Consider the following 17,877-nt stretch of genomic DNA (forward strand, 5'->3'; position numbering starts at 1 on the left):
GCGAGAGGCTTCAGCTGCCAGCGAGTTGAGGCGCGACCGTTCCATAATATTCATCGCTGCGATAAAGTTCGATCCCGAACTGGTACTGCCCCGCAGCTGAGGTAGCGCCCGTGGCCTGGTTACGCCCATCCCAGCTGAAACTTTCCGCTTTCGAATCAAGCGTTTCGGTCCACACAACGTCTCCTGCGGTATTCTTGACGGAGAGAATGGCACGATCAGCCTCCTCAGGAATATCAACAGCGAAGTCGAGAGCCTGGCTGGAGAACGGGACCCATGATGTCTCGACTGAGACCGTTTGCCCGATCCATTGGCTGGCGGCGATGGCATAGAGATCGCTCATCTTGGCGGCGATGACATCGAGGCTGCTATTGGATTTAACGTCTTGCTCGAGGGAGGAGAACGTTGCCAGCTGTTCGACAAACTGGGTCGAATCGAGAGGCGCCAGCGGATCCTGATTACGCAGCTGCGCCGTCAACAGCTTGAGGAAGCTGTTATATTCCTCCCCGATCTGGGGCTGCTCGGTTGGCGCCGTCGCAACGGGGGATGTGGTGGTGCTTGTTGTCGGGGCTATGGTGGTCATGGGTGGTACCCTTATAGTTTGATATTGAGGCTGCCGGCCGCCGTGGAGCGGGGCTGCGAATTGCTGGCTGCGGCAATGGCCGTCGCGGCCAGGTCGGCATCCGCGACGATGTCGCCACCCGTCCGTCCCGAACGCGTTGCCTGCTGGCCGGAGTCCTGCTGGGTCTGTTGCTGTTGAAACGACATGTTCTGGCTCGACAGGCCTTGGCGCTCGAGCGCATTGACCAGTTCAAAATGCATGGCGCGCAACTGGCGAAGCGCTTCCGGCGTTTCGCCGGTAACAGTCACATGCTGAAGCCCGTTTGCATCGAACTTGAAATCGATTGAGACGCGGCCGAGCTCTGGCGGATCCAGCTGGATATGGATGCGATCCTTCCGGTCTTCCGGCGCAGAGATGGAATCGGAAATAATCTCGACGACTTGGGCCGGTGTTGCGGAAATCAGGCTGTGTGTTGGCGTCATCCCGCCAGGTATCGGCGTGCCCGGTGCCTGCGTGGTTGGCGCTTGTGGCAGCCCCGACTGGGTCGAAATGGCCATATCCAGCGGGTTCACCGCTTTTGTGCCTGTCGCAGTATCAGCAACCGCATCAGGATTTCGCACCTGGGCGGTGGATTCCATCGTATCACCATCACCTGTCAGGAAATCGTCATGGGCGATTGTCTTGGTCGGTTTGTCACCTTTCGCCGGTACGCCATCACCTGTCAGCGGGGATGTCGTCGACGCTGCGGACGCGGACGCAATAGCGCCCAGCTTGTCCGTATTCTTGGTTGTTGGCGTGCCATTTGCCGCCACCGGAGTGACGGAGCTGGCGAGCGTCGATTGCAGAGCCGGGTCAACGCTACCCGGCAGGGCGGCAATATCCGCCTCTGGAGGGCGATCTGCGTCCACTTGCAGGCGCGCAGGCGCGTCAACGTCACCAGGCTCTGGCGCCGAAGGCGTCAGCTTTGCGGCATCGGCAGCGACGTCATCTGCGTCTTGTCCAACGAGGTCGACGGTCGCATCGGCAGGTGTCGCAGCCAGTTGCTCAACGGGGGCGTCAGGCACCCCCATCTTCTCGGGAGCCATCTCCGCGAGCGTGCCAACAGGTATATCGGTCGTATCAGTCGCCAGCGTCGTGTCAGGTGTTTCCAGCAACGCGTCCGACGGATTAGCTTGGGGAGTTTCGGAGGAAGGTGCGGCGCCCCCGTCGACGGTGAGCGTGTGGGCGAGCGGGCCGCCTTCTTCCAGGGGACCGTTGATGAGAATGGCAGACGCAGCGACCTGGCCGGTATCGGCCCGGGCCAGCATGTCGGACTCGTCTTGATCACGCTTGTCGGTCTCGAACTTGGAATGGATCTTCGCGAATTCGGCGCCTTTGCCGCTCGGCGTGAGTGGCCGGTTGCCGGATTCCGACGACTCGCGGGCTGGCCGACTGGACAAAATCGTATCGAGAGTGAATGCCATTTTTTGCCTGATGCGTTAAGCGTTAACTGAATAAAAACCACGCCGCGTAAAAAGTACGTTAATATTCGAAGCGATTTCGTTCACTTTCTAAATTTTGTTTGACTGCGGAGTGTTAAATGACAGGACCAGTGTCTTTCCCCGCCATCAGCGCGCCGGCTTTGGCGCCCGAGAACCGGCCAGTTGCCAATCTCACGAACACCGAGGCTGCCGACATCGGCCAAAGGTTCGAACAGATGCTTTGGGCCGAAATGCTGACCCATGCCGGTTTGGAGAAAGCCTTCTCCCAAGGCGGGGGAGAAGCGGCCTCTGCGTTTTCCAGGTATGTGGTCGAGGCGGTCGCGAAAGATATTGCCGCGTCGCATCCGCTTGGTCTCGCCGACGCTGTCAAATTTGATGCTGGCCGCGCACCTCAACCGCGAGTGGACAAAATATCATGAATAATCCGGAGCTTAGGGCCCAGACGGCGCGGCTGAGAGATATCCTGCTCAGCGAAAAAGACCTGCTGCTTACCGGGCGAGCCCGGGAGGCTGCCGAACTTATGCCGGTCAAGATGGAAGCGATGCAGGATATCGAAGCCTTCCTCGAGAGCCGGGAACCCAATTCCCTTCCCGTCGAACACCGCGCGGACATGGAGCAGATTGTAGGTCTCTCCAAAGAGAACTCCGCGCATTTCGAAGCGATACGAAATGGCCTGCGTCATGCCATCGACAGACTCGAGTCCATGCATGGCAGTGCGTACGTCGGATCTTACGCCCAGAACGGAAGTAAAATTCCTTTCACGGAGGTTACCGGTCAGTTCCGCAGAAAGGCCTGACCGGTTAACGTTATCTACACAATGGGCTCCTAAGGGTTACCTTAACAACCAAGATGGGTTGGCGGTTTTTCCGCTGTCAGGATGACGCGTGTTTGATCAAGTCCATGACCATGTCGTGGCGAAAAAATTCAGAGGTACCAAACTGTGTCCAGTATTCTTACCAACAACAGCGCCATGGTTGCGCTCGACACCCTGCGCAACATCAACAAGAACCTTGCGACTGTTCAGAACGAGATCTCGACAGGCAAGAAGATCGGTTCCGCCAAGGACAACGCTGCGATCTGGGCTATCTCGACGGTCATGTCGACCGACGTTGAGAGCTTCAAGCAGATTTCCGACTCGCTGAACCTCGGCAACTCGACTGTTGGCGTCGCCCGTTCGGCTTCCGAAACCGTCACCGGCCTTCTGCAGGATATGAAGGAACTGATCGTTTCGGCCCAGGAAAGCAACGTCGACCGTACGAAGATCCAGACTGACGTCGCCGCCCTGAAAACGTCGATCGACAATATCGTCAACGCTGCTCAGTTCAACGGCCAGAACCTGCTCAAGGGCACGGACAGTGTCTCGATCCTTGCTTCGCTGGACCGCGCGTCCGACAGCACGGTTTCGGCCACCAAGATCTCCGTCAACCGCGTCGACCTCTCGACGGGCGCTGCTGTGGATGCCGCTGACAAAGCCGTCTCCGACGCTGGTTACACATCGACGGTTGATACGCTGACGACGAGCGATGTTGCTAAGGCCGGCGGGGCTGCAGGTACACTGACCACGGTTCAGTCTGGCACCATCTCGGATGGCGCCGACGCTGACGTTGTCATCAAGGCGGGCGCCCTGGCGACAGGCGATGCCTTCACGGTGAACGTGGGTGGCGCAGACTACACATACACCGCGACGGCTGGTCAAACGATCAATGACGTTGCCGATGGCTTGAAAGTCCTGATCGATGCGGGTTCCGTTGCTAACCTGACGGTCACCGTCAGCCCCGGCGCCGATCCGCTGGCCAATGATGCGACCATCAATCTGGCCGCTGCTGGCGGTACTGTTGCGTTCGATGAGGCGGGCCTGGATGCGACTGAAGTGCAATCTGCGATCGCGGATGGTGACGATGTTGCCGTGACGCTCAAAGGTGGCACGCTTACGGCCGGTGATACATTCACCGTCAATGTTGGTGGAGCTGACTATGTCTATACGGCTGTCGACGGCGACACGAACAACACTGTCGCTGCTGGCCTCAAGACGCTGATCGATGCCGGTAGCGTGACCAACCTCACTGTCACCGTGACAGATGCGACTGATCCTGCGACCGATGCTGCCACGCTCACACTTACCGCCGGTGGCGGTGACGTCGATGCCAATCTGGCGTCCCTCGTATCGCAGAGTGCAGCAGTCGCTGAAGGCGGCCTCGGCGCTCTGGCTACGCTTGACGTTTCGACGGCAGAAGGTGCGACAGCCGCCCTGACGTCCATCGAGACACTGTTGAGCAAGTCGATCTCGGCAGCCACGTCCTTCGGTTCTGCTCAGAAGCAGATCGAAAACCAGAACGACTTCGTCTTGAAGCTGATCGACTCGATGACATCGGGTATCGGTAGCTTGACGGACGCCGACATGGAAGCGGCGTCAGCGAAACTGCAGGCCCTGCAGGTTCAGCAACAGCTCGGCGTCCAGGCGCTGTCGATTGCGAACCAGGGACCACAGACACTGCTGGCACTGTTCCGCTAGTACTAATTGGTGGCCCGGGTGCATGATGCGCCCGGGCCATTTTTTCTTTGTCGCCAGGAGGGCGCTTTGCATAATTTGGCATACAAGGCATACGGACAGGTCCAACAGCGCACAGGCAGCGATAAGGGTATCGAGCATGCGCTCTTTGTTCAGATCACCGAAGCGCTTGAAGATATCGCTCGCTCAGAGTCTCCGACACCCGCTGCCAAGGCTGATGCCATCTACCGCAACCAGCAATTATGGACGCTGCTTGCAGCCGACCTGATGAGCCCGGCCAATGCGCTGCCGGATGATCTCAAGGTCCGCCTCCTCCAACTTTCGAAATTCGTTCAGAAATCCAGCATGCAGATTCTCTCAGGTGAAGGCGATATCGCCGACCTGATCGAGATCAACAAGCCCATCATTGCGGGACTCGCCGGCTCGGCCAAACCCGAATTGCAAGGTGAGGCTGCCTGATGTCCGGACTCGTACTGAAAATAGCTCCCGGTGAACGTTTCATCGTGAATGGCGCCGTTCTGGAGAATGGCGACAAGCCAGCCCGGATCCGCATAACCGACAGCGATGTCAGGGTGCTCCGATGCCGCGATGCCCTCCGGCCAGAGGACGTCAATACGCCGTGCAAGCAGATCTATTACGCCGTCCAGTTGCTGATTACCGGCGATCTCGAAGAGTTCGGCACATTGCCAGCTATTGACGAAGAATGTGCCAAGCTGCTCGACATCTTCAAGTCGATCGACCCGGAGCTGATACCGACGCTGCGGTCGATGATCAGTCGGAGTAACTATTATTCCGCACTTTGCCATCTCAGGCAGATACTGGTGATCGAAGAACAGCTGCTGGCCCGGGCCAGCAAGTCTGATGCGCCCGCGATAGAAGCGAAAGTGGCCTGACGGATGTTTCAGCCCGTCATTCCCCTGACCGGCAATAGCGGATGGAAATTCCTGGAGGCGACGTATGATCGCCAGTTGGAAAGCTATTCCAAGTCTCCGCAAATCCGTCTCGACAGTGAGTATCTGGCAGAGAAGCTTTCCGAACCCATTTCCGTCGAGAGCTTTCTGGATGACCGGCGCTTGCTTCGCGTTGCGCTTACGGCATTCGATCTCGGTGGCGAAGAGTGGAAGCGCGGCTTCATCGACAAGGTGCTGGAGGAAGCGGCGGATCCGGAAAGCACATTCCTCACGCGCCTCAACAATTCGCAATACACGGCTTTCGCCAAGGCCATGAATCCCGTGGACGGAAAGATTTCCCTTTCCCCCGCAGCGGTGTCAAAAATGGCAGAGAAATTTGAAGCCAATTCGTTCGAGACGGCCGTTGGCGAAGTCGATGACAACATGCGGATCAGCCTCAACTACAAATCTGGAATCGCCGAAATTGCGGGGACCGGATCGAGCGACACGACAATCCTGTATCGGATACTGGGTGATGTCCCCATTCGGACGCTACTCGAAGGCGCGACCAACTTACCATCAGACATCACCAATCTGTCGCTTGAGCGCCAATCAGTCATTCTGAAGGAGCGACTGCAAAGCGTTTTGGGCATTCGCGACATGTCCGAGCTGACGTCGCCCGAGAATGTCGAAAAAATCATCCAGAGATTTCACGCCATGTCGGCCATCTCGCAAAATGCATCAAGCTATTCGCCGGCATCGGCAGCGCTCACACTCCTGAGCAACGGCCTTGGCAGCCAGGGCAGCGAAAACCTGTTCCTCAGCCTGCTGTAATTACGGGTCTATTGGCGTCGCTGGCAAGGCCTGCGCAGCCAGGCTCCTTTCAGTGCGAAGTATTTCGCGAAGCTGGTCGAATGCCGCCTCGATGCCTTGGCTGTTTGGCGTTCCCGCATAACGATCCAGCAGGGAATGGAGTGCGATCGCCCTGTCGGCTTCCGCATCCTTGCCGAATTCGTAGAGATTAGCCCGCAACATGGGGGCAATCTCTTCGTACAGGGCAAACATCCGGCGGCATTCTCGAATGAGCGCGTTCTCGTCTTCGGTCGCGGCGTGCGGCAGGCTGCGCGAAACGCTCCGCAGTATATCGATGGCTGGATAGCGGCCGCGTTCGGCGATTTCGCGGGCCAGGATGATGTGACCATCCAGGATGCCGCGGATCATGTCAGCGACAGGCTCTTCCATATCCGATCCGGCCACTAGTACGGAATAGATTGCCGTAATGTCGCCCTTGCCATCCGTGCCTGGCCCGGTCCGCTCTGCCAACTCCGAGACGACCCGGACGGTTGATGGCGGGAAGGCATTGAGAGCCGGCGTTTCTCCCGCGAGAAGGGCGGTTTCACGATGCGCCTCGGCAAACCGGGTGATCGAATCGAACAGGAACAGAACGTTCAGGCCCTGGTCCCGGAAATGCTCTGCGGCCGCCATGGCGCAATAGGCCGCGCGTTTCTTGGCGCCTGGCGGTTCGCTGGCGGTTGCGGCCACGACGACCGTCTTTGACATGATCGATTCGGGCAGAACGTTGCGCACAAACTCGTTCACCTCCCGGCTGCGTTCGCCGATCAGGGCGATGACCACTCGGTCGGCGTCCATTCCGGCTGCCAGTGATCCGAGGAATGTGGATTTCCCCACGCCCGATCCTGCAAACAGACCCAGTCGCTGCCCGCGGCAAATGGGCAGAACCGTGTCGGTCACCATCCACCCGGACGCGAGGCGCGGTCCGATCCCCCGACGGTCGTGCGCGGGCAGGGGCGCTGCCAGCAGTCGGCGTGGTGTCGTGCGCGTCATCGGCGCCGCGCTGTCCCCGCTTGCGACGTCGCCGCGGTAGTTAACGATCTGTCCGAGCCAATGGTCGCCGGGTTCAATCCTGGCTTCCTGTTCAATTTGCACGGGATCGCCGATCCGAAGCATGTCACAGGGTGAAAACAGGAGCGCGGTCACACTGTCACCTGACACGGTCAGGATTTCGCCAAGAACGGTAGTGCCTTGCTTTTCGATGATTATTTCATTTCCGACGCCAGCAAGTTCGCTGATTCCAGCGATCTTGATTACGCCTGGTGCCACATCAATGACGGTGCCCCAGAGCTTGAACAGCTTCAATGATGAGGTCGCCGCCTTCATCTGCATGGACACAGTCCTTCACACCTAATTAACCCTTTCTTTAACATATATTACCAAACCTTGTGATGCGGTTAACCAAAGTGAATCGGCCATGATATCCGAACTACCAATGTTTCAGATTCTCGGCGCCATGGCGCGCCACGCGGCAGAAAGCCAAAAGGTAAGTGCGACCAACATCGCGCATGCCGATGAGCCCGGTTACAAGGCCGCCAAACTTGAGTCTTTCGAAAGCTACATGGCGCGCGCGACGTCAGGGTCCTCCCTCGATGCGATGTCGACACCGTTTCGAACCGTTGAGACGGATTCGATTGGCTCGCCGAATGGCAACACCGTCAGTCTGGAAGCGGAAATGCTCAATTCGGCCGATGCCATGAGCCAGCACCAGCTCGCACTGACTGTCTATACGAAATCAATCAACCTGTTGCGCACCGCGATGGGCAAGTGAAGCTAAGGGAAGAAGACGATGAATCCTCTCAAGGCAATTATGCAGCAGGCCGTCTCCGGGATGCAGCTCGAGTCGCAACGGATTACCGTTGCCGCCGAGAACATCTCCAATGTCGATACGCCTGGCTACAGGAAAAAAATGCTCGTCGTCGATCCGCAGGGCACCTCGGCCGATCAATTCGCGGCGATGAAGCAGATACTCGACGAGACTCCGGGGCAGCGCGACTATAATCCGTCGCACCCTATGGCCGACCAGGATGGCTATGTGACGATGTCGAATGTGTCTTTGATCATGGAAATGGCCGACCTTCGGGGCGCCAATCGCACCTATGAAGCCAACCTCAACGCGTTCCAGCAGGCGCGTTCGATGTACACGTCTCTGCTTGATATTCTGCGTCGCTAGAGAGGCAATGTGAAGTCATGTCTACAGTAAGTTTCAATGCCTACACGGCTCTGAATACCACGCGGCCAGCGGATACCGCCAAGGGTGTGGGAAAGGCAGACGCTGACAAGAACGTCGTTGCCGAAGGCGTCTCGGATTTTCGGGCGGCCCTGCAGCAGGCGGAAACGACCACAATGCAAACGGCCGTTTCGGGCGCGGATCCCCATGCCATGGTGGCAGCGCTGGCAAACGCGGAACTGATGCTTGATGCCGCTGTCACCATCCGGGACAAGGTTGTCGAAGCCTATCAGGAACTGCTGAGAATGCCTGTTTAAGGGCAAGGGGTCGTTATGTCCGAAGCCGAAATCTTCGAGGTATTGCGGGCCCATATATGGGGCGCGGCGATGATGGCGATGCCAATTCTGGCAGTCACGCTGGTCGTCGGTTTTGCCATCGGCCTGCTGCAGGCCTTGACGTCTATCCAGGAAGTTACCCTGACCTTCATCCCAAAGATCCTGGCGGTCATAATCGTATTTTTTCTTTCGCTCGGATACATGACCAGGATCTGCGTAGACCTGTTCAATAATTCGGTATTGCCGTTCATTTCCCGATAGGTCGCCCCGTGGAGACATCCAACAATTTTGGCCTGGCCCGGCCGACGTCGCTCCTGGCCATCGGCTTGATGCTGGTCATCCTCGTGATGATCCTTCCGATCCCCGCATGGGTGATGGATGTCGGCCTGACCATGTCCTTCGCCTTCGCGATCCTGATCTTTGCCACCTCGGTATTCATCGAGCGCCCGCTGGACTTCTCGTCCTTTCCGAGTGTGCTCCTCGCGTCCCTGATCCTGCGCCTGGCGCTGAACGTTTCGTCGACGAAGCTGATCATCGGTGAGGGCCATACGGGAACCCAGGCCGCGGGCGGTGTCATCGAAGGCTTCGCCATGTTCATCATGGGCGGCAATCTTTTTGTCGGCCTCGTCGTGTTCAGCGTTCTCGTGATCGTCAACTTCATGGTGATCACCAAGGGCGCCGGGCGTATGGCCGAAGTGGGTGCGCGGTTTGCGCTCGATGCCATGCCCGGCAAACAGCTGGCGATCGACTCCGACCTTGCCGTGGGTGCCATTACGCACGAAGAGGCGAAGAAGCGGCGTCAGAAGGAACAGGAAGAAGCTGCTTTCCTCGGCTCCCTCGATGGCGCATCGAAATTCGTCAAGGGTGACGCGATCGCCGGCCTGATGATCACGGCGCTGAACCTTGTCGCGGGAATCGCGATTGGCCTCTCGGTCCACCACCTCAGTTTCTCCGAGGCCCTGAGCAATTATTCAATTCTCACGGTCGGCGACGGTCTTGTGTCGCAGGTCCCTGCAGTCATCGTGTCCGTCGCATCCGCCCTGCTCCTGTCCAAGGGACGTGAGGAAGGCGCCATCGACCTCGCGCTTGTGGCTCAGCTCGGCAGCAATGTGGCGGCGCTGATGATCGTCGCCGGTATCCTGTTTGTGTTTGCGCTGTTTCCGGGGCTTCCGTTCGTGCCATTCATGCTCGCGTCGGCAGGCTTTGCGACGGCGTCGGTCCTGGTGCGCCGGAAAGGTCGCGAGGCAGAAGCAGAAGCGGAAAAAGTGCCGGAACTGGTGGTCGACGAGCCTGTAAAATTCGGCGATTCCATCCATTCCGACGAAATCCACCTCGAAGTGGCCCCGGACCTGGTCAACCTCGTCCTGCTCGGCGACAACGGTTTCGAAAGCCGGATTCACAAGATCCGTCGCTATATCGCGGAAGAGTATGGCTTCGTCCTGCCGGCGATCCGCATGACAGACAATCCGACACTGAAGCGGAACGAATACCGGATCCGTATCCAGGGCGTTCGGCTTGATTCCGGCATGCTGCGTCCGGGCTCCATCCTCGCCCTCATGGAAGACGACCAGTCGCCGCAGCTGCAAGGCGAGAAGGTCAAGGAGCCGGTCTACAAGGCGGCCGCCCGCTGGTTGCCCAACAGCAAGAAGCAGGAGCTGGCCGCAGCCGGCATCCCGGTCGTCGAGCCAATCGAAGTCCTCGCCACGCACATGCTCGAAGTGATCCAGTCCAACTTCGCGCTGGTCTTTACACGAATGGTCATGCTCGACACGCTCGATGCGTTGACGACCGTCAGCGATAGCGACCGTGCCGCCGCCAACCGACGCTTCCTTGATGAATATATCCCGGCAAAGGTCACGCCCGAAATGCTGCTGTCGGTCGTCCGCTTGCTCCTCGAGGAGCGCGTTTCGATCCGCAACCTGTTTCTCATCATCGAGGCCATTGCTGAAGTCAAAGCCTCGTCGCCGGGCCTGCCACGCATTGTCGAGCTTGTGCGCCAGCGGCTGGCCTTCCAGATCGTGGATCGGCTTCAGGACGACCAGGGCCGCCTGCCACTGGTCCAGTTGTCTACCGCCTGGGAGCAGAAGTTCACCCAGTATGAGGTCAACAATGAGAATGGCAGCAGCGACATCGCGCTGCCGCCCGAAATGTTCGGCGAGCTGACCAATGAAGTGCAGTCGAAATTGAACGATGCGGCGAAGAAGGGCGTGATCGCCTCCGTGGCGACGTCGTCGCGGCGTCGGCGCTTCCTGCAGACGGTGCTTGCGAGCAAAGGCATTCGCAATTCGGTTCTGGCCTACGAAGAAATCACAGCAAAGACCAAGCCGTATATAATCGGCGTTGTCTGATGGCCGACCTGGCGTCACTGGCAGGTCAGCTGGCGCCCCTGCTGGCGATGTTCCTTTTGGTCGTGGCGCGGCTGTCCTTCGTGATTTTTTTCATGCCGGGAATCGGCGAACAGATCATCCCGATGCAATTGCGCCTCATGGTCCTGCTCGCCATCGCGATGGCGCTGGCCAGCACAGGTGTTGTTGCCGTCCCATCCCTGGAGTCCTTGTCCGGCTACGGCGCGCTTTTGTTGAGCGAACTTACGATCGGATTCTGCCTCGGGGCCATCTTGCGTGTATCCGTGTGGATGCTCAGCATTGCCGGTACGATCATTTCGCAATCGATCGGCCTGTCACAGCTTCTGGGCGTTGCCCTCGAGCGCGAAGCCCAGAGCCTCACGGCGAGCCTGTTATCAATGGCGGGCACCGCAATCCTGTTGACGGCGGACTTTCACCTCAACGCCATTGCATCACTGATACGCCTCTATACTGACATACCCGTTGGCGCGCTCTCGGCCCTCGACTGGGACATGCTGATTCAACGAAGTTTCTCGGCTGTAGGCTTTGCGGTCCTGCTGGCCTGGCCATTTGTCGCCGTCAATCTGCTGTACAATATCTGCCTCGGCTTCATCAACAAGGCCCTGCCACAGCTGATGGTCGCCTTTGTCGGTGCGCCGCTCATGATCGGTGGCGGGACGATCCTGCTGGCCTTGTCAGTTGGCGGGCTCCTGGTTGTATGGAAAGACCGGGTGATCCAGATCGTGGGATGGATGTAGGGTAGCGCATGGCCGATCAGGAATCCGACAGCGGCGAAAAGGAATTCGATGCCACCGACACGAAACGCCAGCAGGCGCGTGACGAGGGCAATGTTCCGCAGTCAAAGGAGGCGAATGCGTTCGCCCTGATCGCTGGCATCCTGGGTGCGGGCGTCGTGCTGCAAGGCGTTGTCGGTAATACTGTATTCGACGATTTTTCCGGGTTTTTCTATCATATTGACGCCTACGCAAACGATGTGTTCACCGGAGGTGGCGGCCAGACCAGGAGCTGGATCAACAGCCTGCTCGTGCAGTTTGGCCTGCTCTTCCTGATCCTCGCGGCGGTTGTCCTCGCAGCGCTCGTCATCCAGCGGTCCATCTCGTTTTCCTTCAAGAAAATCCAGATGGATATGAAGAAGCTCTCTCCGGTCGAAAACCTGAAGAAGCGCTACGGAATGAAAGGCCTGACAGACTTTCTCAAGGACACAGTCAAACTGGGGTTCGCCGGCATCATTGCGGTCGTGTTCCTGTTCCAGCTGGCGACGGACTATTATGCCAGTAGCGCCATCGAGTTTGGTCACTTCGCATCGTTCACGTTCGGCCAGGCGCTCAAGCTGATCATGTGGTTTCTTCTGTTCCAGCTCGTGCTGGCCGTCCTTGACCTGCCGCTGCAGCGGCGCATTCACGAGAACAAGCTGAAAATGTCTCGCGAAGAGATGAAGAAGGAGATGAAGCAGAGCGAAGGCGATCCGCAGTTGAAACAACAGCGGCGCCAGGCGGGTGCGCGGATAACGCAGGGGCAGCAGCTGCAGAATGTCAAAGAGGCGACCGTCGTGATGGTCAACCCTCAGCATTATGCCGTGGCGCTCCGGTGGAACCCTGACGACAATCTCGCACCGGTTTGCGTCGCAAAGGGCATGGATCACCTTGCCGCGAAGATCCGGGAAATCGCCATCGCCAACAATGTCCCGATATATCGGGATCCGCCATCGACGCGGTCAATCTACAAGCTCGTGGATGTGGACGCCGAAATTCATCCGGAACATTTCGCCGCCGTCGCCGCAGCCATCAACTTTGTGGAAAGTGTGCGCAAGCATATGTGAGAACATCATGGCCAAACGTAAACCGGACTTGCAGAAAATCGTGTCGCTCAAGCGCCAGAAAGCCGAGCAGGATTTCCACCTTGCGAAACAGGACCGTGATCGGGTCGATGCGGAAGCTAGGCGTCTCGAACAGTCGCTTCGAATATTGGATAGCCAGCATGGCGAGCCAGAAACCTTCCTGCTCTCGCTGAAGAACGGTCACGCCTCCAAACTGATTCAGGATATCGAAACGGTGCGCGCCACGGTGACCGAAAAAGAATCAAATCTTCGCAGCGCCCATGACGTCCTGAAGCGCGCATTCGATTCCGAGGACCGTCTGAAGAATATGAAGATATAGCATCTGCGCTGTCAGTCAGGCCCGGCTACAGAAGGGCCATCAACGCGTTCGTCCAGTGCGGCACCAGGTCGCTCGCCTTGCCATAGCGCGCCTCATTGAAAAAGCTCGCCCCATCTGATGGCTCGAGATTGAGTTCCAGCGTCCGTGCGCCCGCCCGCCGCGCCATCTGGACGAAGCCTGCGGCGGGGTAGACATTGCCGCTGGTGCCGATCGACACGAACAGGTCTGCTCGCGCCAGGTCCGCTTCGATCTCGTCCATGTGGAGTGGCATTTCGCCGAACCACACAACATGGGGGCGCATCAGGCCGACAGCCTCACAGATAGGGCAGGCGGTCTCCACGCCGATATCGCCCGGCCATCTTACGACCGACCCGCAGGCCTCGCACTGAACCTTCAACAGCTCGCCATGCATGTGCAGCACGTTCTGGCTGCCGGCCTTCTCGTGCAAATTATCGACATTCTGCGTCACGAGGGTGAACCGGCGCCCGGATGCCTGCATGGCCGCTTCAAGGCGCGAAAGGGCCAGGTGGGCTGCATTCGGTTCGGACGTCTTCAGCTGCGCCCGTCGGGCATTGTAGAACCCGTGCACAAAGGCCGGATTGCGGGCAAACCCTTCCGGCGTGGCAAGGTCTTCAAGCGGGTATTTCGTCCAGATGCCATCCACATCGCGGAACGTGCCGAGGCCGCTTTCGGCGGATATCCCCGCACCGGTAAGCACAACGACACCGCGCTGCGCGTAAGCATTGGACATGTGGGAGGCCTCGTCATAATCTAAACACACGGTTAATTTAGGGGACCGGGGGCTACGTTGGCAATTGTAAGGGGACATTCTGACATGCTGCCGAACCTGACCATGAAAACCACGAAACTCGCCATTGGCGCCACTCTGGCCAGTCTACTCGTGCTAGCGGCCTGTGACCAGCAGGGCACACGGCTCGAACGCGCCCGTGAACTCGCCGACGCAACACTCGATCAGATTAGCGGTCGCGCCGTCGTCGAACCCGGCGCCGATCAAACACTGCTCGCCGCCTCCGTCATGGACCGCGCCATTGCCGGCACGCTGGTCAATGACATCGCTTTTCAGGCCGAAAGCGAAAGGGCCAAGTTTGCCATTGGCTCGATTATCGCCAAGCCAAAGGATATCCAGACCGTCGCCTTCGATGAAGTAGACGCGCTGATGATGGAAGAAGACGAGCTGTTCGAGGAAGTCGAACCCGAGATGGCGATGGTCGAGGAAGCGCCTGCAGCGGCAGGCGGTGACGCTGACGCGCCGGTTGCCGCGCCTGCACCAGTCGAATCCAGGAGCCTGGTACGGCCAGCGCGCCTGATGCCGACGGTCAAGCTTGACCCGGCTGCGCCCGAGGAATCGCAGAACCAGATCGCCAACGCGACCCGGGAACTTGAACGCACGGCAGCCAAAGAGCCTGTCCCGCAGGCGCGCACGCGCAGCCTCGCCCCTCGCTCGATGGAAGCTGTCCCGGAGACACGGCGCGTAGCGGCCAAAAAGCTGGCCCGCCGGTCGGTGATCTCGGGTGACGCTATCCGCAAGCAGCAGGACGCCAATTCCGTCATGCTCGACACCCTCACAAAATACGGCATGGACGGTCAGGTCGCCCTCTCGCGCGAAGGCCAGATGGTTATCCAGATCGGTTCGGATGGCGCAGACCCGACGCGTTTCAGCCCGGAAGATGCCGCCGCCCGGCTGCAGGCAAGCTATCTTGCGGTCGATTCCGGCGCAGGCTGCCCTGACACGGCTGATCTTGTCACCATCCAGTCAAATGCCGCCATGGCGACAGAATGTATCGTGAAAGACCTGCGCGCATCCGGCCAGTTTGAATATGTCGAGAAGGATTTCATTTTTGAGAACCAGTTCGTCAGGCGTCCACGTCCTACCGATCCCGGAACCACGCCCGGCACGACACCGACCACGGGAACGGTCCCGGGCGACACGCCGGCAACGCCTGTCACGCTGACCGACGTCACGCCCAATGACCCGCTCTGGAGCCTGCAATGGAATTTCCAGAACAACGGCACAGGCGAAGGCAAGTCGGCTGGTGGTGCGGGTTTCCAGGATTTCTGGACCCATCAGGCCAATGAAGGCTCGGACCAGGTCGTTGTCGCCGTGGTTGATACCGGCCTGCAGATGCAGCACCCGGACATCAAGGATTCGCCGAACGTGGCCGCAGGCTGGGACATGGTTTCCGATCCGCGCATGGGCAATGATGGCGATGGACGCGACAATGACGCGAACGATCCGGGCGACATGTGTGATCCGTCACAGCCCTTTGCCGCAGATACGTTCCACGGCACGCACGTTGCCGGCACGATCGGTGCGGCGGCGTCGAACAATGCAACCGGCGTCGCTGGCGGTGCCTGGAACGTGAAGATCGTTCCGGTGCGGGCGCTCGGCAAATGCGGTGGTCGCCTGTCGGATATCAATGATGCCATCCGCTGGGCGGGCGGCCTGATTCCCGGCGAAGATGCGCTTGGCAACGAGGTCTGGAACGACAATCCGGCGGACATCATCAACCTGTCCATCGGCCTGTTCGAATTCTGCCCGGCCTCGCTGCAGGATGCGATCGACTCCGTCGTCGATCGCGGCGTGATCGTCGTCTCTGCGGCGGGTAATGCCCGTGTCTCGACACAGTATTATGCCCCCGGCGGCTGCCAGAATGTCATCTCGGTGGCGGCAGGCGATGCCCGTGGCCAGATCGCGCCCTATTCGAACTTCGGTCCGAACGTCACGGTGATCGCACCGGGCGGCGACCTGACCCGCGACGACAATGGCGATGGCCGTCCGGACGGTGTTCTGTCGACCAAGGCGGCGACCAATTGCTATGACCCGGTCACCGGTGAAGGCGTGGACACCTGCTTCTACGCCTATGAGCAGGGCACCAGCATGGCCGCCCCGCACGTCTCTGCAGCCCTCGCGCTGCTCAAGGCGCGTCAGCCGGATGCAACCCCGTCAGAGCTGAAGGCCACGCTGATTGCGGCGCTCGACAAACGTGAGCCGCTACAGTGTGCGGGCGCTTGTTCAGCCTATCCCGGCACGACGCCGATCCCCGGCAGTCCGGACATGTGCGCGCGTCCGTGCGGCGGCTTGCTGAATCTCGCAAACGTGCCGCCGCTGAGCACCGGCGGAGGTGCTCAATAGGCATGGTTGGCATTCGCTCCCCGTTTCATTTTGGCGGCCCGCTCGGTCTGGCGGGCCTCGCATTGCTTGCGGGGGCGACGGGCCTGTTCGTTCTGGCGGGCTCACCTGAAAACGATGACCAGCCGAGTGTGACCTTGTCTGGCGTATCGGATGCGGTGCCGGCTTCACTGCCCGACACCCGCGTCGACCGGGATGCCGGTTCGCCGACTGACGCGCTTCAGGATGTGCCTGCGCCACTGGATACTGAAGAGGCCCCGCTGTCTGGCGAGACCATCATCCAGCCTGCGCAGGTTCCGAAAAGCGTGATCACAGCGCAGGCGACTGGGGTCGAAGTCACCTTCATCGTACGCATCAAGGGGTCGCCGGAAATTGATTCGGTGGGACGCCTCTACAAAAAGGATCCGGCAGCCGCCGAGCAGGCCTTTGCCGATTATGTCCAGCGCACGCCGGCCTTGAGAGACTTCGTCCTCGTCGGGGCCAGTTATTCCGGCGAAATCAGGCTTGCCTATCAAATGCCCCCCGGCGTGGAACCGACCCGCGCGGCGATCCGTTCGGTGCAGGAGAGAATCATGGCTGTGGACGGGGTCGCCTATGCCGATCCCGACTATATCGCCCAACCCGGGAAGGAAGACTGACAATGAACACGTCCAGCATGCTCGCTCTTGCGGCCGTATTGGCTTTGGCCCTGACGGGCTGTGACCGTCTCAAGGGGCCGGATCCCACGCCTGATGCCACGGTTGCGGCAGCTCCGGCGACAACGGCGGATAGCTCATCTGCCGACATCGAAGCGCGGGTGCGACCAGAGGCTGTTGCCAGCACGGCCATGATCGATTGGGAGGCCGCCCGACGCGACATGGCTTCCGTGCCAAGTGACGATCGCGGCGCAGGCGCTTTCCAGGTCCAGTCCGGCGCAGAAGCCGCGCCCGTGCCCGTCCTGCTGCCCACCGGCATCGTCGTGCCGCAATCGGCGGAAGGCGGCGTCAAATTCCAGCCGATGAGCGACGGCTATTTCGCGGCCTATCCCGGAATTGATTATGACATCATCGTCAACGGCACGAACGAAATCGTCGGTGCCCGCGAGTCGAGCGCCGCGTCGACCGACACTGAGCCGACGTTCGAGGCCACCGCGTCCGGCGCCCAGGTCGCTTTCTCGCGCTATGGCGCTGACTATCTCATCGAGTTTGAATGCAAGAACAGTTCGGGCGAGGCCCCGACCTGTATCGGAGAGGACGAGGCGCTTGAAATCGCCCGTAAACTGGTCATCGCGGGGACACGCTGATGCTGAAAAAGGCTTCGTTCATTCTGGCGGCTGTCGCCCTGTCCGGACTGGCCGGATGTGACTTCATCCGCTTTCCGGGGGACGGCGGTCCGACACCGGCCACCCCCGAACCGGGCCCTGCAATCC

At 59.5% G+C, this 17,877-nt stretch carries 21 protein-coding genes; 17 read left to right on the forward strand and 4 right to left on the reverse strand.

Annotated elements, in window-relative coordinates:
* Positions 1–10: 10 nt before the first annotated feature.
* Positions 11–580 carry a flagellar hook assembly protein FlgD gene (locus AADA04_RS09795; RefSeq protein ID WP_340693078.1) on the reverse strand — a complete coding sequence of 190 codons (570 nt, stop codon included), beginning with the start codon at positions 578–580 and terminating at the stop codon, positions 11–13.
* 11 nt (positions 581–591) lie between these two features.
* Entirely contained in the window at positions 592–2,022 is a 1,431-nt protein-coding gene (locus AADA04_RS09800; protein ID WP_340693079.1) for a flagellar hook-length control protein FliK, read from the reverse strand.
* 128 nt (positions 2,023–2,150) lie between these two features.
* On the opposite strand from AADA04_RS09800, the gene AADA04_RS09805 reads away from it, so the two are divergent.
* The 6 genes from AADA04_RS09805 (at position 2,151) to AADA04_RS09830 (ending at position 6,273) form a co-directional block, all read left to right on the forward strand.
* Complete coding sequence (locus tag AADA04_RS09805) at positions 2,151–2,459, forward strand: hypothetical protein (protein WP_340693080.1); 309 nt, start codon at positions 2,151–2,153, stop codon at positions 2,457–2,459.
* Positions 2,456–2,836: a hypothetical protein gene (locus AADA04_RS09810; protein WP_340693081.1), complete on the forward strand. Its 381-nt coding sequence runs from the start codon at positions 2,456–2,458 to the stop codon at positions 2,834–2,836. The genes AADA04_RS09805 and AADA04_RS09810 overlap by 4 nt, the downstream gene beginning before the upstream one ends.
* Positions 2,837–2,980: 144 nt before the next feature.
* A complete protein-coding gene (locus AADA04_RS09815) occupies positions 2,981–4,552 on the forward strand; it encodes a flagellin (protein WP_340693082.1) in 1,572 nt (523 codons plus the stop codon).
* A 66-nt stretch (positions 4,553–4,618) separates the two neighbouring features.
* Positions 4,619–5,008 (forward strand): flagellar biosynthesis regulator FlaF, encoded by a 390-nt coding sequence (flaF, locus tag AADA04_RS09820; protein ID WP_340693083.1) that lies wholly within the window; start codon positions 4,619–4,621, stop codon positions 5,006–5,008.
* Positions 5,008–5,442: a flagellar biosynthesis repressor FlbT gene (locus tag AADA04_RS09825; RefSeq protein WP_340693084.1), complete on the forward strand. Its 435-nt coding sequence runs from the start codon at positions 5,008–5,010 to the stop codon at positions 5,440–5,442. Before flaF ends, AADA04_RS09825 begins: the two co-directional genes overlap by 1 nt.
* A 3-nt stretch (positions 5,443–5,445) precedes the next feature.
* Positions 5,446–6,273 carry a DUF1217 domain-containing protein gene (locus AADA04_RS09830; RefSeq protein ID WP_340693085.1) on the forward strand — a complete coding sequence of 276 codons (828 nt, stop codon included), beginning with the start codon at positions 5,446–5,448 and terminating at the stop codon, positions 6,271–6,273.
* Here AADA04_RS09830 and AADA04_RS09835 read toward each other — a convergent pair whose 3' ends face one another.
* Positions 6,274–7,623, reverse strand: a complete 1,350-nt coding sequence (locus tag AADA04_RS09835; protein WP_340693086.1) for a FliI/YscN family ATPase — start codon at positions 7,621–7,623, stop codon at positions 6,274–6,276.
* An 85-nt stretch (positions 7,624–7,708) separates the two neighbouring features.
* Between AADA04_RS09835 and AADA04_RS09840 the strand changes: the two genes are divergently transcribed.
* Genes AADA04_RS09840 through AADA04_RS09875 form a run of 8 tightly spaced genes read left to right on the forward strand, consistent with a single transcriptional unit; the run spans position 7,709 to position 13,318 of the window.
* Positions 7,709–8,062, forward strand: coding sequence for a FlgB family protein (locus AADA04_RS09840; RefSeq protein ID WP_340693087.1), 354 nt, complete (start codon positions 7,709–7,711; stop codon positions 8,060–8,062).
* Between the two features lie 18 nt (positions 8,063–8,080).
* On the forward strand, positions 8,081–8,464 hold the full coding sequence (locus AADA04_RS09845) for a flagellar basal body rod C-terminal domain-containing protein (RefSeq protein WP_340693088.1): 384 nt from the start codon (positions 8,081–8,083) through the stop codon (positions 8,462–8,464).
* A 17-nt stretch (positions 8,465–8,481) separates the two neighbouring features.
* Complete coding sequence (locus tag AADA04_RS09850) at positions 8,482–8,778, forward strand: flagellar hook-basal body complex protein FliE (RefSeq protein WP_340693089.1); 297 nt, start codon at positions 8,482–8,484, stop codon at positions 8,776–8,778.
* Positions 8,779–8,793: 15 nt separating this feature from the next.
* Positions 8,794–9,057: a flagellar biosynthetic protein FliQ gene (locus tag AADA04_RS09855; RefSeq protein WP_340693090.1), complete on the forward strand. Its 264-nt coding sequence runs from the start codon at positions 8,794–8,796 to the stop codon at positions 9,055–9,057.
* Between the two features lie 8 nt (positions 9,058–9,065).
* Positions 9,066–11,144: a flagellar biosynthesis protein FlhA gene (locus AADA04_RS09860; RefSeq protein WP_340693091.1), complete on the forward strand. Its 2,079-nt coding sequence runs from the start codon at positions 9,066–9,068 to the stop codon at positions 11,142–11,144.
* Positions 11,144–11,899, forward strand: a complete 756-nt coding sequence (locus AADA04_RS09865) for a flagellar biosynthetic protein FliR (protein WP_340693092.1) — start codon at positions 11,144–11,146, stop codon at positions 11,897–11,899. The genes AADA04_RS09860 and AADA04_RS09865 overlap by 1 nt, the downstream gene beginning before the upstream one ends.
* An 8-nt stretch (positions 11,900–11,907) precedes the next feature.
* A complete protein-coding gene (locus AADA04_RS09870; RefSeq protein WP_340693093.1) occupies positions 11,908–12,981 on the forward strand; it encodes a flagellar type III secretion system protein FlhB in 1,074 nt (357 codons plus the stop codon).
* Between the two features lie 7 nt (positions 12,982–12,988).
* Positions 12,989–13,318 carry a hypothetical protein gene (locus tag AADA04_RS09875; protein WP_340693094.1) on the forward strand — a complete coding sequence of 110 codons (330 nt, stop codon included), beginning with the start codon at positions 12,989–12,991 and terminating at the stop codon, positions 13,316–13,318.
* Positions 13,319–13,343: 25 nt separating this feature from the next.
* Here the strand turns inward: AADA04_RS09875 and cobB are convergent, their stop codons facing one another.
* Complete coding sequence (gene cobB / locus AADA04_RS09880) at positions 13,344–14,147, reverse strand: Sir2 family NAD+-dependent deacetylase (protein ID WP_340693095.1); 804 nt, start codon at positions 14,145–14,147, stop codon at positions 13,344–13,346.
* 6 nt (positions 14,148–14,153) lie between these two features.
* Here cobB and AADA04_RS09885 point away from each other — a divergent pair, with 6 nt between their 5' ends.
* From AADA04_RS09885 to AADA04_RS09895, 3 genes are read left to right on the forward strand one after another with little or no spacing between them, the layout of a single operon-like run.
* Positions 14,154–16,472 carry a S8 family peptidase gene (locus AADA04_RS09885; protein WP_340693096.1) on the forward strand — a complete coding sequence of 773 codons (2,319 nt, stop codon included), beginning with the start codon at positions 14,154–14,156 and terminating at the stop codon, positions 16,470–16,472.
* A 2-nt stretch (positions 16,473–16,474) separates the two neighbouring features.
* Positions 16,475–17,107, forward strand: coding sequence for a hypothetical protein (locus tag AADA04_RS09890; RefSeq protein ID WP_340693097.1), 633 nt, complete (start codon positions 16,475–16,477; stop codon positions 17,105–17,107).
* A 2-nt stretch (positions 17,108–17,109) separates the two neighbouring features.
* Positions 17,110–17,751 (forward strand): hypothetical protein, encoded by a 642-nt coding sequence (locus AADA04_RS09895; protein ID WP_340693098.1) that lies wholly within the window; start codon positions 17,110–17,112, stop codon positions 17,749–17,751.
* Positions 17,752–17,877: the final 126 nt, after the last annotated feature.

The sequence above is a fragment of the Hyphomonas sp. genome (genome assembly GCF_037969335.1).
Lineage (GTDB): Bacteria > Pseudomonadota > Alphaproteobacteria > Caulobacterales > Hyphomonadaceae > Hyphomonas.

Bases quoted from the DNA above. Each gene is read 5' to 3' on its own strand.
- AADA04_RS09795 (WP_340693078.1), bottom strand. From the start codon at position 580: ATGACCACCATAGCCCCGACAACAAGCACCACCACATCCCCCGTTGCG.
- AADA04_RS09800 (WP_340693079.1), bottom strand. From the start codon at position 2,022: ATGGCATTCACTCTCGATACGATTTTGTCCAGTCGGCCAGCCCGCGAG.
- AADA04_RS09810 (WP_340693081.1), top strand. From the start codon at position 2,456: ATGAATAATCCGGAGCTTAGGGCCCAGACGGCGCGGCTGAGAGATATC.
- AADA04_RS09825 (WP_340693084.1), top strand. From the start codon at position 5,008: ATGTCCGGACTCGTACTGAAAATAGCTCCCGGTGAACGTTTCATCGTG.
- AADA04_RS09830 (WP_340693085.1), top strand. From the start codon at position 5,446: ATGTTTCAGCCCGTCATTCCCCTGACCGGCAATAGCGGATGGAAATTC.
- AADA04_RS09835 (WP_340693086.1), bottom strand. From the start codon at position 7,623: ATGCAGATGAAGGCGGCGACCTCATCATTGAAGCTGTTCAAGCTCTGG.
- AADA04_RS09840 (WP_340693087.1), top strand. From the start codon at position 7,709: ATGATATCCGAACTACCAATGTTTCAGATTCTCGGCGCCATGGCGCGC.
- AADA04_RS09845 (WP_340693088.1), top strand. From the start codon at position 8,081: ATGAATCCTCTCAAGGCAATTATGCAGCAGGCCGTCTCCGGGATGCAG.
- AADA04_RS09850 (WP_340693089.1), top strand. From the start codon at position 8,482: ATGTCTACAGTAAGTTTCAATGCCTACACGGCTCTGAATACCACGCGG.
- AADA04_RS09855 (WP_340693090.1), top strand. From the start codon at position 8,794: ATGTCCGAAGCCGAAATCTTCGAGGTATTGCGGGCCCATATATGGGGC.
- AADA04_RS09865 (WP_340693092.1), top strand. From the start codon at position 11,144: ATGGCCGACCTGGCGTCACTGGCAGGTCAGCTGGCGCCCCTGCTGGCG.
- AADA04_RS09870 (WP_340693093.1), top strand. From the start codon at position 11,908: ATGGCCGATCAGGAATCCGACAGCGGCGAAAAGGAATTCGATGCCACC.
- AADA04_RS09875 (WP_340693094.1), top strand. From the start codon at position 12,989: ATGGCCAAACGTAAACCGGACTTGCAGAAAATCGTGTCGCTCAAGCGC.
- cobB (WP_340693095.1), bottom strand. From the start codon at position 14,147: ATGTCCCCTTACAATTGCCAACGTAGCCCCCGGTCCCCTAAATTAACC.
- AADA04_RS09885 (WP_340693096.1), top strand. From the start codon at position 14,154: ATGCTGCCGAACCTGACCATGAAAACCACGAAACTCGCCATTGGCGCC.
- AADA04_RS09890 (WP_340693097.1), top strand. From the start codon at position 16,475: ATGGTTGGCATTCGCTCCCCGTTTCATTTTGGCGGCCCGCTCGGTCTG.
- AADA04_RS09895 (WP_340693098.1), top strand. From the start codon at position 17,110: ATGAACACGTCCAGCATGCTCGCTCTTGCGGCCGTATTGGCTTTGGCC.